Genomic DNA, 19,813 nt, shown 5'->3' with positions numbered 1-19,813 from the left:
ACAAAGGAGATTACAATGGAAAGATATAGAGACAACCGAAATTTTATGAAATCAAATTTTATGGAGGATATCTTATCAGATCAGAATAAGCAATTACCTCAGCCTCCACTTCAAAAACCATATGAAGACAATGCTGAAATAATTGAGTTGCCTAAAGTAGATAGGGATATTATAGTAAAAAAAGATATACATAACTGTATATTAGATAGAAAGAGCAATCGTGAATATTCCAAGGAATCTTTGACAATAGAGGAGCTATCTTATCTTTTATGGGCAACCCAAGGTGTAAAAGAAATTAGGGGAGATAATTATGCAGCTGTTAGACCTGTAGCATCAGCTGGAGCAAGGCATCCATATGAAACATATTTGGCTGTGAAAAATATAAAGGGACTTAAAAAAGGTATGTATAGATATCTTGCCCTAGAGCATAAACTTTTATTTTTATATGAAGAGGAAGCAATAGAGGAAAAGATAACAGATGGAACCTTGGGGCAGAAATTTGCTAGTACAGCAGCAGTAAACTTTATTTGGAGCTGCATACCCTATAGAGGAGAATGGAGATACGACAAGCTTTCCCATAAGGTAATGCTTATAGATGCTGGACACATATGTCATGCTTTATATATTGCCTGTGAGGCATTAGGATTAGGGACTTGTGCTATAGCTGCGTATGATCAAGGTCTTATGGATGAAATTGTAAAAGTAGACGGAGAAGATGAGTTTGTAGTATATATGGCTCCAGTAGGTAAACTTTAATGTCTGTTCCTAGCCTCCAGAGAATATCTGGGGGGTAGGTTAGACTTTATGTAAATTGGTGAATATTTAAGATACTGGGGGAATGAAAAATGGCACATGTGGATGAGAAAATTGTTCTACGCTTTTATTTAGAACAGATAAAAAATGATAATGTAAGATTTTTGAAAGGCAAAGATACTTTTAAAAATAGGATTTCAGAAGAAATTAATTTATTGATAAAAGAAGAAAATATGCACAATAAAATTAGCATATCTAAGAACTTGTGGAAACTTCTTTTTGAAGCAGCTATGAGCTTTATAGATCCTGATAAACGCGGCTATGATGATATCTTTTCATATTTTGATGAGTATGTGAATTTTGAAGAGCTAATATTTGCGTCTGACTCATTTTATAGGGATCATACTATGCACAGTCTTTGGGTTTATTTTCTTGGTGAATATATTAAGAAAAATGATGATTATAAAGATATTGTAGCTAATGAATACAAACAAATACAAGAAATGATTGCAGGCTATGATAGTCAATTCCGAGCTTCTAAACACAATGTTCTTTTTAAAGATTTTCTTTATGTATCAGACATTGTAAGTAATTTAGCAAGCAATGAAGAAGCAATATGGTGTGTAACTTCATTGACACATGATCTTGGATATCCTATAAAAAAGGTAGGCAAGATTAATAAATCTATTCAAAAAATTCTACCTTACTTTCATGTGAATAATTATGATGAATTTAATTTTAACTATACTGATGTTCAGCAAAGTTATATTAATGATTTTATCAAGTTTATGTGCTATGGAATGGATATACATTTTGCTATTGACACTAATGAAGGAAGTGAGGCAGGAAAAATAGTTGATAAGGTTTTTGTTGAGGAAGATGGGAAATTAACTATTAATGATAATGAACTTGATAAATTAAGCGAAATGGAGTGTAAAAAACTTCAACAATATATGAATGAAGGAGTAGGCATTGCAATAAAAGTTGATTTTACGAGACATTTAAGTTTTTCCAATGACTTTGAACACTATGAGCATGGTATTATGAGTGCATTTTTATTAATGAAAACAATTTATTCTTTTAGTACATTCAAGTTTAAATATAACGATTATAAAAACATTATTAAGGATGAGATTGATGTCACTAAGTTCATTTCTATGCACGACATACTTAATGCTATAACAAATCATACATGTTCTAGATTTCAAATAAAAAGCATAAGTGACACAAGTGAATTCTTAGCTTTCATTGACGAACTTGAAGAGTTCTCAAGGATATCAAGAGCTAACCAAAGTAGACAGTATGTAGAAGAATTTTGTAAAACTGACCTGTCGTTTGTTGATGGATGGTTCCAAGTTGATTTTATATTTGATAATGGAGACCTTGAGAATCTTGATCCTGAGTTCGCATTTAAAGGTAGATGTAAAAAGTTCTTGACTCTCTTTGATATTTTCAACTTAGATAATAATTTGAAAATAAGGTTAAGATGCATTGATAAAGTATTAGGAAACAATCATATCTATTGTCTAGAAATAGCAAGAAAATATGCTAACATTATAATAAATGGTGAAGAACAAAGTATTCCTAAATACTTAAGATCTAATACATTTTATACTAAAGAAGAATATGCAATGTTATAGGAAATATATCAGGGATATACTTATAGGAGGAGTTAACTATGAAAAAAATTGGTATTATAGGAGCTATGGATGTAGAAATTGAGTTATTGAAAAGTAAGTTTGATATAAATACAAAAGAAACTATTGCTGGATTTGACTTCTTCTTAGGATCTATTGACGACAAAAGTATCATCATAACATCTTGTGGAGGAGGAAAGGTAAATGCAGCTGCATGTACACAGATTCTAATCGATAGATTCCATGTAGATGGCATTATAAATACTGGGATTGCTGGTGGATTGCATGAATCAGTTAAAATCTGCGATATAGTAATATCTAATAATGTTACACATCATGATGTAAGAAAAAGACAAATGGAAAGCTGCTTTCCTTATAAGGAGTATTTTCAAGCTGATGAAGAATTAATTGAAGCTGCTGTTAAGGCATGCGAATTATATCATAGTCCAGAATGGAATTATCATATTGGAAGAATAGTTAGTGGAGAAAGTTTTATAGAAGATAGTGAAATAAAGAAAAAACTAATTAGAGACTATTCACCCCATTGCGTAGAAATGGAAGGTTCTGCAATAGGACATGTTGCCCATATAAACAATATACCTTTTATAATCATTAGAAGTATTTCAGATAATGCCGATGATGACGCTACAATGACCTATAGGGAATTTGAAGCAATAGCAGCTAATAAATCAGCAGAGATAGTTTTTAGCATGATCGAAAGTATTTGAATGGAGGAGCATAATTGAAAATATATTTAACTAGACATGGAGAAACTGAATGGAATAAAGAGGGTAGAATGCAGGGGTGGAAGAATTCTGGCTTAGCTGACAATGGTATTGAAGCTGCAAAAAAACTTGGATATAGATTGCGAGATATTGATTTTGACTATGTATATTCTAGCCCTTTAGGTAGAACTATAGATACTGCAAAACATATTAGACAAGACAAAGATACTGAAATTCTTTTAATTGATTCTCTTAAGGAAATGGGATTTGGAAAATGGGAAGGCATGATGCATGATGATATAAAAGAATTGTATCCAACAGAGCATTTTAATTTCTGGAATAAGCCTCACTTATATAAGCCAATTGAGGGGGAGAGTTTTGAAGATTTATTTACAAGAGTTAAATCTGTACTGGACGACATTATCAATAACTCTAAAGGGGAAAATGTACTGATAGTATCTCATGCAGTTGTCATTAAAGCAATATATGCTATTATTAAAAACCTCCCACTAGAAGAACTATGGAATCCACCATTTTTACAAGGAACTTCTCTTACCATAATTGAAATCAATGATAAAGAAGCTAGCATTATATTAGAAGCTGATACTTCTCACTTAGAATAATTGATTTATGGAGGAAAGACAATGGAAATACAATCATTTTCACAAGCATTGACAAAAGCATATATTGATAATCCATGTAGGGTACAAGCCACCGCATTGTGGAAGACACTTGGGCAAATTGATAATTTTCATAGTAATTTTTCAATGGAAAAGGACCAGGTTAAAAGTTTGAAGATTTGGAATGAGACTATGTTACATACATTTTGGGACAGAGATTATATAGATATAAGTAAGGAAGAGTTAAAGCAATTTAACATGCTTTTAGTTCATCAATCCCAACTGAATGATAATATGAAAGAGCAGTTCACCAATAAAAAATCATATTTCAAGCTATTGCATAATAATAGAGACATTATAGACATTAATATTCCAGAAGAATACTATATTAGAGAAGTTAATGTTAATAATGAATTGCAAATGGTTTCGGATTTAATATGTAGTTGTTATGACGATATCAAGCCAGATATAAATGAAGTAATTCAATGGACTAAACATCCCGTATTTAATAATAATTTATGGATATGGATAATAGAGAAAAAAACAGATAGACCTGTTGCCCTAGGAATGGCTGAATTGGATCTGAATATTAAGGAGGGAGCCTTGGAGTGGATTCAAGTACTTCCAGACTATCATGGTAAGAAATTAGGTAAGGTATTGGTAGTAGAGTTATTGAAACGATTGAATCCATACACTAACTTCACTACTGTTTCTGGAGAAGTGGATAATCTAACAAATCCAGAAAGATTATATAGAAGTTGTGGATTTGTTGGGAATGATGTCTGGCATGTTTTAAGGAAATAATATAATTTTAAATAATTATATATTTGGAGGCATTTATGATTATTTGGATTAATGGAGCATTTGGAAGTGGAAAAACAAATACAGCATATGAATTAAATAGGCGAATAGAGAATTCATATGTATATGATCCAGAGGAAGTAGGATATTTTATTCGAAGTAATATACCTAAGGAAATGAAACTCAACGATTTTCAAGACTTCTCAGTTTGGAGAGAATTTAACTACCGAATGCTTGAATATATGAGTATACATTATGAGGGAACAATTATAGTACCCATGACAATAACAAGTGAGCTATATCATAATGAAATACTTGGAAAATTGCGGGAAAAGGGTATTGATATTAAACATTTTACTTTGATGGCTGATAAAGAAACATTAATTAAAAGGCTAAGAAAAAGAGGAGATGGTAAAAATTCTTGGCCTGCTAAGCAGATCAATAGATGTATAGAAGCTTTATCTAATCCGACCTTTAAAGAACACATTTACACCAATAAAATGACGGTGTATGAGGTAGTAGCTTATATAGGCAAATCAAGTGGTATTGATTTGTTAACTGATAATAGAGGCTGGGGAAGAAAAAAACTAGATAAATTCAAAATATGGCTTAGGCATATTAGACTATTGAAATAAAGATTCATAGAAGATATCATGTCTATATATTTTTTTAGTAATGAGGGGGAGATGTAATGAGTTTGTTAAGAGGTATTTTTGGACCTAATCAAGAAGAAATATGGAATCAATTTGCAGGCGAAATCGGAGCGGATTTTGTAAATGAAGGTTTTTGGAAAGGGAAAAAAGTAGTTGCTAGGTTTGAAAATTGGGTAGTTACATTGGACACTTATACACAATCTACAGGAAAAACAAGTACGACATATACAAGAATAAGAGCACCATATTTAAATAAGGATGGCTTTAACTTTAAAATCTATAAGAGCGGCTGGTTTAGTGATATAGGGAAAAGCTTTGGTATGCAAGATGTGGAGATAGGATATCCAGAGTTTGATGATAAGTTTATTATAAAGGGAAATGATGAGGTGAAATTGAAAGAATTATTTTCAAGTGAAAAAATCCGTGAGCTTATAAATTCTCAGGAGAATATATATCTTGAAGTAAAAGATGATGAAGGTTGGTTTGGTACGGATTTTCCAGATGGAGCTGATGAGCTTTATTTTCAAACTGTAGGCGTAATTAAGGATGTTGAAAGACTTAAGAGTCTGTACATGTTGTTTGCATTGATATTAAATAAACTTTGCTTAATGGGGTCAGCCTATGAAGATGATCCAGAAGTAACATTGAAGTAGTAAAATTATAAAAATGAGAGGGGAAAAGGCATATATTTAGGTGAGTTTAGAAAATAGATAATTCAGGGGTGGTTTTCATGTCTTTAATAGAGGTTAAAAGCATAAGCAAAGAATATAACATAAGCAAGAGGAGTAGAGGATTTATTGGTACTATTGGCAATTTGTTTATTCCTAAGTATGAAATAAAAGAGGCTGTAAAAGATATTAATTTTACAATTGAAAAAGGTGAAATGGTAGGATTTATAGGACCAAATGGAGCAGGTAAATCAACTACAGTTAAGATGCTCTCAGGAATATTGCATCCAACAAGTGGTGATATTAAAGTTTATGATATGATACCTTATAAAAATAGAAAAGAATATGTGAAGAAGATTGGGGTAGTATTCGGACAAAAATCCCAACTATGGTGGGATCTACCCGTTATTGAAAGTTATGAAATGTTTAAATATATATATAAAATATCGGATAGTACATTTAAGAAGAATTTGGATATGGTTAATGAGATACTGGGCGTCAATGAATTTATAGAGCAACCCGTTAGACAATTAAGTTTAGGACAAAGAGTGAGGGCTGATATAGGTGCTTCATTACTACATGAACCAGAAGTATTATTCTTAGATGAGCCAACCATAGGGCTAGATGTAGTTGCAAAAGAAAATGTAAGAAATTTCTTAAATAAAATTAACAAAGAAACAAATGTCACCATGTTATTTACAACTCATGATATGCAAGATATTGAGAAAACATGTGATAGGATGATTATCATAGACAAAGGGGAAAAAATATATGATGGTTTGGTTAGTGAAATAAAAAGCAGATATGGTAAAGACAGGCAGCTTGAGGTAGAGTTTGTAAAAGAATATGCAAACATAAACATTCCCAAAACTACAATAGTATACGAAGATTTAAATACAAAAAGATTTCAATTTAACAAAGATATTGTTCAAGTCCAGCATTTGATATCTCAATTAACAGAAAAATATGATATAAAAGATTTAACAATTAAAGAACCTGATATAGAAAGTATAATTAGAGAAATCTATGAGGGGGGAATAGTCTTATCATGAATGTTTACTATCAATATGCAAAAAAGTGCTTTCAGAAAAACATGGTTTATAGATTTGATTACATAATGGGAGTTATAAGTACTTTGATGCAAATATTTATTTATATATCAATTTGGAAATCCCTATATCAAGGGCAAGAAGAATTATATGGAATTACCCTTCAAATGGTTATTACTAGCTTTATTATAAGTTTAGCTATTTCAAATGCCTTTTACTTAGATGATTTCATAGTCTATAGAAAGATAAATAAAGGAGAGATAACAAATGAATTACTAAAACCTGTTAGTTTTAGTGGTCTCTTGATGGCTGAAAATATAGGGAATGTTTTATTTAAACTTCTTGTTAATTTACTTCCAGCAGTAATTATAGCATCTTTGTTCATTAAAATTTTGCCACCAGTTTCTATAATTAACTTTATATCTTTCATTATTAGTGTGATTCTAGGATTTCTTGTCCTATATGGAATTAGCTATATCGTCTCAATAACATCATTTTGGGTTATTAATATATGGAGTATTTCTACTATTAAAAATGTGTTTATATCAGTATTATCTGGAACAATGATTCCTTTATGGTTTATGCCTCAGTGGGCATTGGATATTATAAGATTTACACCATTTGATTCAATTTATTTTATTCCAATTAAAATTTACTTAGGGCAAGTTAATTCATTAGAAATAATAAGATGTTTTGTCAAGCAATTTGTATGGATTCTTATTCTATATACCTTTGGTGCAGTATTATGGAAGAAGGCAATTAAAAAGCTAGTAATTCAAGGGGGATAAATAAGTGAACATTGCAAAAACAATTAAAGAAGAGTATTTTCTTATTACTAGGTATATCAGGATTGTCATAAAAATATGGTTTCAATATAAGGTGGATGCTGTTTTGAGATCATTTGCAGTATTTTTAAGAGAATCAACAGGAATCATAGTTATATTCTTTACATTTCAAAAATTTACAAATATTAACGGATGGAATTTAAATGAGATGTTATTTTTATTTAGTTTTATATTTTTAAGTTATGGTATTTTAATTTTATTATTTACAGGGCTTCGGGATTTTGAGCATTTAATCCATACTGGCGAGTTTGACAGATTTATGCTAAGACCAAGGGGTCTATTATTTCAAGTTATCCTATGGGATGCAGATTATTTTGCAGCAATAGGCCATGGAACGCTGGGGATACTTCTTTTTATCATTACTGCAAGCAAGGTTGGTATCACATGGAATTTTATGAATGTCCTATATTGCATATCAACTATTATTGGTGGGGTTCTCATCCAAGGAGCTATATTTTTAATATTAGCATGTATTAGTTTTTATTCAATAAAAAATAGAAGTGTAAAGGAATTATTTTATTATAACGGAAGAAAATTAGCACAATATCCTATTAGCATCTATCCAAAAATAATTCAGAGTTTCTTAATTTATGTAGTTCCCTTTGCATTTGTAAATTATTTCCCAACACAATACTTTTTGCAAAAACAAGATTTGGATTCGTATTGGAGAGGGCTAATGTATCTTACTCCAACAATAGGAATAGGCTTGTTTTTGATTTCGTATTTATTCTGGAATTACAGTATTAAGAGATATTCTAGTACGGGTAATTAGTATTTGAGTACAATATGTGTAAATAGGGTACTTTATCAAAGGATAAAGGATTTAAAAATAATGCACATCTTGAGGAGTGAAAAATATGAGTATTGAAAAACTAAAATCTATAATTGAAAATAGTAGCAATATCGTATTCTTTGGAGGGGCAGGGGTATCTACAGAAAGTAATATCCCTGATTTTAGATCTGCAGCAGGCTTATATACTGCATCTAACAATTCCAAGTATCCACCGGAGTATATGCTAAGCCATAGCTGTTTTAAAAAAGATACAAAAGATTTCTTTGAATTCTACAAGACTAAAATGATTTACCCAGATGCAAAACCCAATAAAGCCCATATTGCTTTAGCTGAGTTAGAAAAAAGAGGTAAGATTAAAGCAGTAATTACCCAAAATATTGATGGACTTCATCAATTGGCTGGTTCAAAAAATGTATTGGAGCTTCATGGATCAGTACATCGAAATTACTGTACTAAATGCAATAAATATTTCCCTTTAGACAATGTACTTAAGGGATCATCTATACCAATATGTGATGAATGTCATGGAATTATAAAACCAGATGTAGTTCTTTATGAAGAAAATTTAGATATGGATATAGTAAACAGGGCAATAGAATATATTAAAAATGCTGATGTGTTAATTGTAGGAGGCACTTCTCTAACGGTCTATCCAGCTGCTAGTTTAGTTGAATATTATAGGGGTAACAAATTAGTACTAATAAACAAATCAGAAACACAATATACTAGTAGAGCATTAGTTACTATTAATGATAGTATTGGTGAAGTATTAGGAAAGGTGATATAATAATAAAATCAATGAAATAAATATTACTGGGGGGGATAACATGAGTGGGGTAGCAATAAAAGTGAATAATTTCACAAAGTCCTATGGAAGATTTATAGCAGTAGATGGCATAAGCTTTGAAGTAAATAAGGGGGAGATTTTTGGTATTTTAGGACCAAATGGTGCTGGTAAGACTAGCACATTAGAATGTCTTGAGGGTTTACGGACTCCAGATGGTGGAACAATTAACATTATGGGAGTAAATCCATCAAAAAATCCAGGAAAACTAAAAGATATAATAGGAGTTCAACTTCAATCATCAGGATTACCGGAAACAATAACTGTAAAGGAAGCAATGCAACTATTCTCAGCCTATCATAATACAAGTCCAAGATATGATTTGCTAGACAGAATGAAACTTTCTGATAAATTAGATACCCAGTACAAAGAGTTATCTGGAGGACAGCAGAAAAGACTAACCATAGCCTTAGCAGTCTGTCATAATCCACAAATTCTAATCTTAGATGAGCCTACAGCGGCATTAGATGTGGAATCTAGGGTTGAACTACATAGTTTGATTAAAGAATTAAAGGACCAGGGAACTACAATACTTATGGCAACTCACGACATGGCAGAAGCAGAGAAGATGGCAGATAGAATTGCAATTCTACTGAAAGGGAAAATAGCCGTTATAGATACGCCTAAAAAAATAGTGGCCTCTGGATCATCCAAGACTAAGATTTCAGTTCGTACAGTTGGGAATGCTCTAGCAGGACTCACAGATATAATTGTTGAAGAATACTATGTTTTTTATTCAGATAATGCTGGTGCAAAAGTTATGGAATTAATGAATTTTATTGAAGAAAAAGAGGATAGTCTCATTGATCTTAGAGTAGAAAGACCATCCTTAGAAGAGAGATTTTTAGAGATAACCTCAATAGGAGGGATACGATGAAAGCATTTTCAATGCATCTTTTATTTGGTTTAAAGTCAGGTTTGAGGGACAAGGAATTGTTACTAATGAATTATCTATTTCCTCTAGGATTTTATTTTGTAATAGGAGCTATTATGCCGAAACTAAATCCACAATATGGTGATATTTTGATACCATCTATGATGATATTTAGTATATTAGTCAGTACTGTACTAGGGATGCCAAATAGTTTTGTAACTTCAAGAAACAGTGGTATATTTAGATCCTATAAAATCAATGGAGTATCTAAATTATCAATGATTGCTATACCAACTGTTTCAACTATTATGCATACAATAATAGTTACAACAATTATACTTATATCTGCTCCAATTCTATATAAGGCGGAATTACCTACAAGTATTTTCGGATTGATTTTAGTATTTATAGCATCTACTATAACATTTGCAGGATTTGCTAATTTAATAGGGGTAATAGCTGATAGTACATCAGTAACTGTAATTTTCGCACAGGCATTGTTCTTACCATCTATGTTAATAGGAGGATTGATGTTCCCATCTAGCCTTCTGCCTGAATCCGTATCAGCATTTGGTAAACTGCTTCCTACTACTTATGCCATGGATGCATATCAAGCTTTAGCAGAGAATATAGATACTTCTATTAATCCAGTAATCTCTTTACTTGTATTAATATCATCAGGTATAATAAGTTTTTTCATATCCTGGTATTTGTTTAGACTGGATAACAATAATACGTCAAAATCCAAAGGAAAGATATGGGCTATAGGCTCATTAATACCTTTTGTTTTGGCAGCAATATTTCTGTAAGAATTTATAAAATAATTATTTTTAAATTTTAGGTAAAGGGGGTATGCTTATGTATGATGTTATAATCATAGGGGGCGGACCAGCAGGAGCTACACTAGCAAGATTAATTGGAAAAGACTATAAAGTATTAATCTTAGAAAAAAGAGATTTTCAAGAGAATCATGAATACAACATAGGAAAAGCATGTGGTGGACTAGTAGCCCCTGATGCTCAACTCATGTTGGCAAAGTTTGGATTAGGCATACCTAAGTCAGTCTTAGTTACTCCTCAATTATTTGCAGTTCGAGTACTAGACTTTGACAATTCCAATGAAAGATACTATCAAAGAAACTATATTAATATAGATAGGGAAGCCTTTGACAGGTGGCTGGCTAGCTTAATACCTTCAGAGGTAAAAGTTGTTTATAACTGTATGTACAAGTCCTATGATCATACTAAAGATGGGATGACAGTAAAGTTTATACACAATGGAAAAGAATATGAGGAAAGAGCAAAGATAATAGTAGGAGCAGATGGTGCATTTTCAAAAGTTAGGAAACAAGGATTTAGCAACTATCCAGAGCCTAATCTTTATATTACTATACAAGAATGGTTTAAAACTGATTTCAACTTAGATTATCATGGTGCAATCTTTGATAGAGAGATAACTGATTTTTACTCTTGGACAATTCCAAAGGAAGATCATTTAATTGTAGGCTCTGCATTAAAGCCTAATGATAATGTGCATGAAAAGTTTCAACTATTAAAGGAGAAATTGAAAGATAAAGGTTTTAAATTAGAAAATAGTGTTAAGATAGAGGGTATACATTTATATAGACCTAAGAATTCCAATCAAATATGTATTGGAAATGACAAAATTGCATTGATCGGAGAAGCTGCTGGATTTATAAGTCCTAGCTCTGCTGAAGGATTAAGCTACGGATTTAGATCTGCCTTAGCATTGGCAAAGGCACTAAGAGAAGACTTTTTGGGGTATCATAGACTATATAGTTCCTATACTAAATCATTAAGGTGGAATATAAGAATGAAAAACCTGAAGGTACCTGCTATGTATAATAAAAATTTGAGAAATTTTATTATGAAAACAGGATTATTAAGTCTTAAAGTAGAGAAGCTTTAATTTAATTAAATCGAGGAGAAGTTTTAATGGATGATATTTTTAAACTATTAGAGGAAGTCATTTTAAATGAAGAGATGATTTATTCAGTATTGAGTAATCCTAGAAAGAAGGATGAAGAAAACTTTTATAAAGTAACTATTAAACCAGTCTTAATAAAAGATGAGATAAAATTGCAATTTACTTATGAGTATAAAAACAAGGTATTACATGAGAACTTAACACCTTCTGATGCTGTTGAGGAGACGAAAAAGCTATTGGCTGAAATATTTAAACAAGCTATGATTTTTGCAAAGAAGGCCGACTATCAATTGCTCATATCTAAGAAGGGAAAAGTTTCTATATTGAAAAAGAAAGCTTCAAAAGAAAGCCTTGATTTATCTCATAACAGAAAAAAGTCTTATATAATTGAAGATGGAGAACCTTGCGATTTTCTAATTAGGCTTGGGGTAATGAATGAGAAGGGCAAGGTTGTATCAAAGAGATATGATAAGTTTAGACAAATAAATAGATTTTTAGAAATGGTAGCTGATGTTATTCCAAAGATAAAGAAGGACAAAACATTAAATATCCTTGACTTTGGATGTGGAAAGTCTTATTTGACCTTTGCACTATACCATTATTTAGTAGAGATATTAAATCTAGATGTAAATATTATTGGACTTGATTTGAAAACAGATGTAATACAATTTTGTAACGAAGTAGCTATAGATCTGGACTATAAGAAATTAAAATTTATCCATGGAGATATTAAAGATTATAAGGGTCTTGATAATGTAGATATGGTGGTAACTTTGCACGCCTGTGACACCGCTACTGATGCTGCATTGGTTAAGGCAGTAAACTGGGGAGCTCAAGCTATACTTTCAGTGCCTTGCTGTCAGCATGAATTCTATAATAAGATTGATAACCCAGTATTGGAGCCAATGTTAGGCCATGGGATAATAAAAGAAAAATTAGCATCTTTGGTGACTGATAGTCTAAGAGCTAATGTCCTAGAAATATTAGGCTATCAAGTACAACTCCTTGAATTTATAGATATGGAGCATACTCCAAAAAATATCTTAATAAGGGCAATTAAAACTGAGGATAAGAATAATAAGGAAGCTATAGATAGATATAATAAATTTAAGGAGTTTTGGAGCTTAGATGATTTATATATTGAAAAGGAATTTGGAGAAAAGTTAAATCAGTATGTACAATGAAAGATAGATTAGGAGGGAATAATGTTGATGTTTTCTTTTATAGGTATAATATTTCCAATATTTTTCTTGTTTGTATTTGGCATAATAAGCTTTACTGTTGTAAAAGGTGTTGGACAATGGAACTCAAATAATAAACAGCCAGTATTAACAGTTGCAGCTAATTTAGTTACTAAAAGAAGCAATACATCAAACCATAATCATAATCATGACAATCACATGCATTCATCAACTGACACCTCATATTATGTTACTTTTGAAGTTGAATCAGGAGATAGAATGGAATTTCGTATTTCTGGGAAAGAATATGGTATGTTGGTTGAAGGTGATATAGGTAAGCTAACATTTCAAGGAACAAGGTATCAAAGCTTTGAGAGAGTAGGAATAAATGATGAGGAGTAATTCTTAAATATTTGCTAATTGAAAGGATTTTTTATGAGGCTAATTAGAGAGTTTTATGAAAGAAACACCATATTAGTTGCAAGGGATTTGCTTGGCAAGACTCTTGTATATAAAGATGGTGAAACTATATATAGAGGGAAAATAGTTGAAACAGAAGCTTATATCAATGCTAAAGATGAAGGAGCTCACTTTAACAAAGGTTTGACTGATAGGACAAGAATAATAGATGAAGCTGGAGGACATATTTATATCTATATCATTTATGGCATGTACCTTTTGTTTAATATAGTAACAGAGAAAAAGGGAGTCCATGGTGCTGTGCTTATTCGTGCTGTAGAGCCTCTTGAAGGCATAGAAAAGATGTATGAAAATAGATATAAAAGATCATATGAAAGTCCACCAAAGAGAGAAGTAATTAACTTAAGCAATGGACCAGGCAAATTTGTTATGGCTTATGGTATGACCAAGGAAGTTTATGGACTTGATTTAGTCACTGACCCTAGGATTTGGGTAGAAGATGCAGCAAAAGTATCACAAGATCAAATAATAAGAAGTAAAAGAATAAATATAGATTATGCGGAGAATGGGAAAGACTATTTACTAAGATTTAACATCAAGGATAATCCTTTTGTATCAAAGGGCTAGAATTATCAATTATTTTATTCCATGAAGATAGCTGCTATTATTGGGTAATAATAATATATATCTAACTCAAGAAAAAAACAGGGGTGATTTCATGGAAAAAACTTTTATTATGATTAAACCTGATGGTGTAAGAAGAGGTCTTATGGGAGAAATCATAGGAAAGATTGAAAAAAAAGGATATAAAATTACAAGAGCAAAATTATTTCAACCTAGCAGAGAACTCATTGAAGAGCATTATGTAGAGCATAAGGAAAAAGTCTTTTTTAATGAACTAATAGAATATATCCTAGAAGGTCCTGTAATGGCCATGGAGCTAGAAGGAGAGTCAGTTGTAGAAGCACTTCGTCTGATGATAGGGAATAAAGACCCTAAAATAGCTGCACCAGGCACCATAAGGGGGGATTTTGCTAATTCAATTACACAAAATATAATACATGGATCAGATTCTGTGGTAAGTGCGGAGAGAGAATTAAATATATGGTTTGCATAAGAAACAGTCTTTGTAGACTGTTTCTTTATGGGTTGAAGTTATTATAGCTAATAAAAAACATTCACAAGAGGTTAAATTTAAACTATAATATATAAAGGCGGTAATTGTGTATGAAACAAAAATAGTATTTAATATAAATTCAGTGGAGATGACTAAAATGAAAATAATAATTCAAAAATTTGGAGGGACTTCTGTAATCAATGATGAAACAAGAAATCAAGCTATAGATAAAATTAAGGCAGCCATAGAAAATGGCTATAGTCCAGTTATAGTAGTTTCTGCTATTGGAAGAGTAGGAGATCCATATGCAACAGATACCTTAATTAACTTTGCAAAAACTACTGTAAATGAACCGGAACTAAGGGAACTGGATATTCTTATGTCTTGTGGAGAGATTATTTCTGCTGTAATATTTGCAAATACCTTAAAGGCTAGAGGGGTAGATGCTGCAGTATTCACTGGTGGGCAGGCAGGTATTATTACTGATGATAATTTCTCAGATGCAAAGATATTAAATGTTAATCCTATAAATATACTTAAGAGTTTAGAAAAAGGAATCATTCCAATAGTTGCTGGATTTCAGGGAATAACAGAAGATGGGGATATAACTACTCTTGGTAGAGGAGGTAGTGATGTTACAGCATCTATTATGGGTGAAGCGTTAAAAGCAGAAAAGGTAGAGATATATACTGATGTTGATGGGGTAATGACTGCAGATCCTAAGATTGTACCTGATGCTCGTGTATTGGATACAATATTTTATAATGAAATATTTCAGATGGCAGAATATGGGGCCAAGGTACTCCACCCAAGGGCTGTAGAAATTGCCATGAGATCCAATATACCTATTGTTATAAGGAGTACGATTTCTGATTATTGTGGTACACTAGTTACAAACTATGACAGGGAAAGATCTTATAGAGAAGATCATGGGAAAGTAATTACTTCTGTTGCTCAAATCAATAATAGAACTCAAGTGAAGATAATACCTTCTGATTTATCATATGAGAAGCAAGAGGTCCTATTTGAAAATATTGCAAATTCAGGTGTTAGTATTGATATGATTAATATTTATCCGAGACAAATATTTTTTATTATAGATGAGAAGCAATCAAATAAACTAGAAGAAGTTTTAAAAAAGCTAGATTTTAAATACGAACTACTTCACAATTGTACTAAAGTGACTATTATAGGGAATAAAATGCGTGGCATACCAGGGGTAATGGCAAAAGCAGTATCAGCATTATCTAAGGAAAATATTGAGATACTTCAGACTTCTGACTCTCATACTACAATTTCCTGTTTAATTGAAAGTGAGTTTACAAACAAAGCAGTCAATGCACTTCATAAAAATTTTGAATTAGGAAAATAATTTTGAAATAAATAAAACAAGGGCTAAGCCCTTGTTTTATTTACTTAGTACTTCTTTTAATTTCTCTATAAATATTTTATTCTCTTCCATAGTTCCTATGGATACCCTAATAAAGTCAGCGATATTAGGTCTTATAATAACTCCCTTTTTTTGCATCTCAACAAATACCTCTTGTCCATTTCTACCGACATTAACAAATATATGGTTTGTCTCTGATGGAGCATAATAGAATCCCAATTTGTCAAATTCACTATATAAATAGTTCTTTCCTTCTAAATTTACATCATAAGATCTTTGAAGAAATTCAGTATCTTTAATAGCTGCAATTGCAGCAGCTTGTGCAAGAATATTTACATTAAAAGGTGCTCTAACTTTATTTATGTTTTCTAGGATATCTTCTTTTCCTATAGTATAAGCTACTCTAATACCAGCTAGACCATAAGCCTTTGAGAAAGTCCTCATAATTAGTAGATTAGGATAATCTTTTAGTAGTTTTATAGTATCATGAGGGTAATCTTCTCTAGTTACATATTCTCTATATGCTTCATCAGATACTACTAATACATTAGAAGGAACTTTATCTAAGAAGTCTACAAATTGTTTTTCAGTAACCATTGTACCAGTAGGATTGTTTGGATTACATATCCAAATGATTTTGGTTTTAGTGGTAATTTTATTTAACATCTCATCTAAATCAAAAGTAAAATCCTTTAATGGCACAATAACAGGGGTTCCACCCATCATCTCAGTGGTTTGTATGTATCTTGGAAAGGTAATATCTGCCATTATAACTTCATCATCTTTGCTGATATATGCCTTTGCAATTAAATCAATCATTTCATCAGAACCACCACTTGGTAGTACTTCGTTTACACCTATTCCAAGTTCAGTAGCTAATACTTCCTTTAACTCAGTGGAGTTTCCGTCTGGATATACTGATAAATTATCTAATGTGTTGATTATTGCTTCTTTTACCTTTGGAGAGTAGCCTATTGGGTTTTCGTTGGATGCAAGCTTGATTACATTATCAAGGGAATATTCCCTTTTTACATCTTCTACTGGCTTCCCAGGCTTATAGGGTTGTAAATTTGCTATTTCTTTTCTAAAACTAACTGACAATACAAACAACTCCTTCCTTTAATTACTATAATTAGTATATCAATGAAAATCAAATAGGGCAATAAAAAAGACTATGATAATAATTTCCCTTGTGATATAATCGAAATGTAATGAATTTTCCGTTTTTTTTATTTCTAATTGACTAAAAATTTTGTGAAATGTGAAGAATAGTTTAAATAGGTTTTTTAATAAAATCTTTTAAATAAATATGCTGGTTAAGGGGGCAATGTATAATGAAGACATATTCAACTGATAAAATCAGAAATGTAGCTTTGCTAGGACATAGTAGCTGTGGTAAAACAACTTTAACTGAGGCGGTACTATTTGCAACAGGTATAACAAAAAGACAAGGTAGAGTAGAGGATGGAAACACTGTATCAGATTTTGATAAGGAAGAAATATCACGCCAGGTATCAATTGGTACAGCAGTTATTCCTGTAGAATGGAAAGATACAAAATTCAACTTGTTAGATACACCAGGATATTTCGATTTTATCGGTGAAATGTATGGTGCTAAAAGAGCTTCAGAGGGCTCAATATTATTAGTTGATGCCTCTTCAGGAATTGAAGTAGGTACAGAAAAATCCTGGAAAAATCTAGAGAAGTATGCAACACCAAGGATTATATTCCTTAACAAGATGAATAAAGAAGAAGTAGATTTTCAAAAGACAGTTTCTGAGTTAAAGGAAACCTTTGGTGATAAGATTATACCATTTGCTTTACCTATTGGTGTATCAGATAGTTTTAAAGGCTTTGTATCTGTACTGGATGAAAAGGCTTATGAATATAACGGAACACAAAGAAAAGAAGTTGAACTTAATAGTGATCAGAAAGATGAGATAGACTATATAAAAGAAAGTTTAATGGAGAAAATTGCAGAATCAGACGAAGAATTAATGGAGAAATATTTCGAAGGGGAAGCATTTACACCTGAAGAAATTTCTAAGGGCCTAAGAATTGCAGTTGCTAGTGGAGATTTAGTTCCTTTAGTAGTAGGTGCAGCAGATAAAGCTATAGGAGTTGACTTTTTATTAGAAGTCATTGAAAAATACATTCCATCTCCAAAGGATGTTGGAGTAGTTAAGGGATTGCATGACGATGAAGAGGTTGAAAGAAAAGTTGATCCAAGTGAACCATTCTCAGCAGTAGTATTTAAGACAATAATAGATCCTTTTGTAGGAAAATTAACCTTATTTAAGGTAGTGTCAGGTAAGATTAGTAAAGATATGGAATTATATAATTCTACAAAAGATAAATCAGAGAAGCTTGGTGGACTATTTATACTTAGAGGAAAAAATCAACTTGAAGTCAATGAAATACAAGCAGGAGATATTGGGGCAACTGCAAAATTGAATTTTACTCAAACTGGTGATACCTTATGTGAAAGAAGTAATCATACACTTTATGATAGTATAAAATATCCTCAGCCAACACTATTCTTGGCAGTAGAGCCAAAGGCTAAAGGTGATGAGGAAAAGATTGGAGCATCATTATATAAATTAACTGATGAAGATCCAACCTTTATTGTCCAAAGAAATACAGAAACTAAGCAGCTTCTAATTGGTGGACAGGGAAATATGCAATTAACTGTTATAGTTGACAAATTAAAAAACACCTTTGGAGTAGAGGTTAATTTAGTTAATCCAAAGATTGCATATAGAGAAACAATTAAAGGGAAGTCATCTGTACAAGGAAAACATAAAAAGCAATCAGGTGGGGCAGGTCAATATGGAGATGTTCATGTAAGATTTGAGCCATGTGAAGAGGGATTTGTTTTTGCTGAAGAAGTATTTGGTGGTTCGGTCCCTAGAAACTATTATCCTGCAGTAGAAAAGGGTATAAGGGACTCCCTAGAACATGGTGCATTAGCAGGATACCCAGTAGTTAATATTAAGGCTACATTATTTGATGGATCTTACCATGCTGTAGACTCTAATGAAATGGCATTTAAGATTGCAGCATCATTAGCATTCAAAAAAGGTATGGAAGCAGCAAAACCAATATTACTTGAACCAGTAGTAAAGGTTGAAATTGTAATTCCTGACCATTATATGGGTGATGTAATGGGAGATATGAATAAGCGTAGAGGTAGAATATTGGGTATGGAGCAACAAGAAGATGGTACTCAAAAGGTTAGTGCTGAGGCTCCACATTCAGAGATGTTCCAGTATGCAATTGATTTAAGAGCTATGACTCAAGCAAGAGGTAGCTTTACAATGGAATTCTTAAGATATGATGAGGTTCCAAGTAATATTGCTGAAAAAATAATTGCAGAATCAAAACTAGAAAAAGAATAAGAAAACAATAATTTATTAAAGCTCAACCACTTTGGTTGAGCTTTAATGTTGTAATTTTATTAAAAATAATGTAAAATATTATTATAAATTAATTGTGC

At 31.7% G+C, this 19,813-nt stretch carries 21 protein-coding genes; 20 read left to right on the top strand and 1 reads right to left on the bottom strand.

The features are described 5' to 3' along the window. The first annotated feature begins 15 nt into the window (after positions 1–15). From RIN63_RS14735 to dapG, 19 genes are all read left to right on the top strand, one after another. Positions 16–756, top strand: a complete 741-nt coding sequence (locus RIN63_RS14735; RefSeq protein WP_310445511.1) for a SagB/ThcOx family dehydrogenase — start codon at positions 16–18, stop codon at positions 754–756. Between the two features lie 89 nt (positions 757–845). After that, positions 846–2,393: a hypothetical protein gene (locus RIN63_RS14730; protein WP_310445510.1), complete on the top strand. Its 1,548-nt coding sequence runs from the start codon at positions 846–848 to the stop codon at positions 2,391–2,393. 38 nt (positions 2,394–2,431) lie between these two features. Continuing rightward, on the top strand, positions 2,432–3,118 hold the full coding sequence (locus RIN63_RS14725; RefSeq protein WP_310445509.1) for a 5'-methylthioadenosine/adenosylhomocysteine nucleosidase: 687 nt from the start codon (positions 2,432–2,434) through the stop codon (positions 3,116–3,118). 14 nt (positions 3,119–3,132) lie between these two features. Further along, a complete protein-coding gene (locus RIN63_RS14720) occupies positions 3,133–3,738 on the top strand; it encodes a histidine phosphatase family protein (protein WP_310445508.1) in 606 nt (201 codons plus the stop codon). Between the two features lie 21 nt (positions 3,739–3,759). Continuing rightward, positions 3,760–4,539 carry a GNAT family N-acetyltransferase gene (locus RIN63_RS14715; RefSeq protein WP_310445507.1) on the top strand — a complete coding sequence of 260 codons (780 nt, stop codon included), beginning with the start codon at positions 3,760–3,762 and terminating at the stop codon, positions 4,537–4,539. A gap of 35 nt (positions 4,540–4,574) precedes the next feature. After that, the gene (locus RIN63_RS14710) at positions 4,575–5,171 is read left to right on the top strand and encodes an AAA family ATPase (RefSeq protein WP_310445506.1); all 597 of its coding nucleotides are present in this window, start codon (positions 4,575–4,577) and stop codon (positions 5,169–5,171) included. Positions 5,172–5,227: 56 nt separating this feature from the next. Further along, entirely contained in the window at positions 5,228–5,842 is a 615-nt protein-coding gene (locus RIN63_RS14705; protein WP_310445505.1) for a hypothetical protein, read from the top strand. Between the two features lie 77 nt (positions 5,843–5,919). Then, a complete protein-coding gene (locus tag RIN63_RS14700; protein ID WP_310445504.1) occupies positions 5,920–6,909 on the top strand; it encodes an ATP-binding cassette domain-containing protein in 990 nt (329 codons plus the stop codon). Further along, on the top strand, positions 6,906–7,694 hold the full coding sequence (locus RIN63_RS14695; protein WP_310445503.1) for an ABC-2 family transporter protein: 789 nt from the start codon (positions 6,906–6,908) through the stop codon (positions 7,692–7,694). The genes RIN63_RS14700 and RIN63_RS14695 overlap by 4 nt, the downstream gene beginning before the upstream one ends. Before the next feature lie 4 nt (positions 7,695–7,698). Beyond that, positions 7,699–8,523, top strand: a complete 825-nt coding sequence (locus RIN63_RS14690) for an ABC-2 family transporter protein (protein WP_310445502.1) — start codon at positions 7,699–7,701, stop codon at positions 8,521–8,523. Positions 8,524–8,608: 85 nt separating this feature from the next. Continuing rightward, complete coding sequence (locus RIN63_RS14685; protein WP_310445501.1) at positions 8,609–9,331, top strand: NAD-dependent protein deacylase; 723 nt, start codon at positions 8,609–8,611, stop codon at positions 9,329–9,331. 40 nt (positions 9,332–9,371) lie between these two features. Then, positions 9,372–10,265, top strand: a complete 894-nt coding sequence (locus RIN63_RS14680; protein ID WP_310445500.1) for an ABC transporter ATP-binding protein — start codon at positions 9,372–9,374, stop codon at positions 10,263–10,265. Beyond that, on the top strand, positions 10,262–11,071 hold the full coding sequence (locus RIN63_RS14675) for an ABC transporter permease (RefSeq protein WP_310445499.1): 810 nt from the start codon (positions 10,262–10,264) through the stop codon (positions 11,069–11,071). The genes RIN63_RS14680 and RIN63_RS14675 overlap by 4 nt, the downstream gene beginning before the upstream one ends. A 49-nt stretch (positions 11,072–11,120) precedes the next feature. Beyond that, on the top strand, positions 11,121–12,191 hold the full coding sequence (locus RIN63_RS14670; protein WP_310445498.1) for an FAD-binding protein: 1,071 nt from the start codon (positions 11,121–11,123) through the stop codon (positions 12,189–12,191). Positions 12,192–12,217: 26 nt separating this feature from the next. Beyond that, a complete protein-coding gene (locus tag RIN63_RS14665) occupies positions 12,218–13,393 on the top strand; it encodes an SAM-dependent methyltransferase (RefSeq protein ID WP_310445497.1) in 1,176 nt (391 codons plus the stop codon). 21 nt (positions 13,394–13,414) lie between these two features. Next, entirely contained in the window at positions 13,415–13,792 is a 378-nt protein-coding gene (locus RIN63_RS14660; RefSeq protein ID WP_310445496.1) for a DUF2500 domain-containing protein, read from the top strand. Between the two features lie 18 nt (positions 13,793–13,810). Further along, positions 13,811–14,437 (top strand): DNA-3-methyladenine glycosylase, encoded by a 627-nt coding sequence (locus RIN63_RS14655; RefSeq protein WP_310445495.1) that lies wholly within the window; start codon positions 13,811–13,813, stop codon positions 14,435–14,437. Between the two features lie 91 nt (positions 14,438–14,528). Beyond that, the gene (gene ndk, locus RIN63_RS14650) at positions 14,529–14,927 is read left to right on the top strand and encodes a nucleoside-diphosphate kinase (protein ID WP_310445494.1); all 399 of its coding nucleotides are present in this window, start codon (positions 14,529–14,531) and stop codon (positions 14,925–14,927) included. A 157-nt stretch (positions 14,928–15,084) separates the two neighbouring features. After that, positions 15,085–16,299, top strand: a complete 1,215-nt coding sequence (gene dapG, locus RIN63_RS14645; RefSeq protein ID WP_310445493.1) for an aspartate kinase — start codon at positions 15,085–15,087, stop codon at positions 16,297–16,299. A 36-nt stretch (positions 16,300–16,335) separates the two neighbouring features. On the opposite strand, the gene hisC is transcribed toward dapG, so the two are convergent. Further along, positions 16,336–17,418, bottom strand: coding sequence for a histidinol-phosphate transaminase (hisC, locus tag RIN63_RS14640; RefSeq protein WP_310445492.1), 1,083 nt, complete (start codon positions 17,416–17,418; stop codon positions 16,336–16,338). Positions 17,419–17,651: 233 nt separating this feature from the next. Here hisC and fusA point away from each other — a divergent pair, with 233 nt between their 5' ends. Beyond that, entirely contained in the window at positions 17,652–19,715 is a 2,064-nt protein-coding gene (gene fusA / locus RIN63_RS14635; protein ID WP_310445491.1) for an elongation factor G, read from the top strand. Positions 19,716–19,813 lie beyond the last annotated feature (98 nt).

The organism is Tissierella sp., assembly GCF_031460495.1.
In the GTDB taxonomy this organism is placed as follows: Bacteria; Bacillota; Clostridia; order Tissierellales; family Tissierellaceae; genus JAVKTS01.
This window is presented reverse-complemented; position numbering and strand designations above follow the sequence as displayed.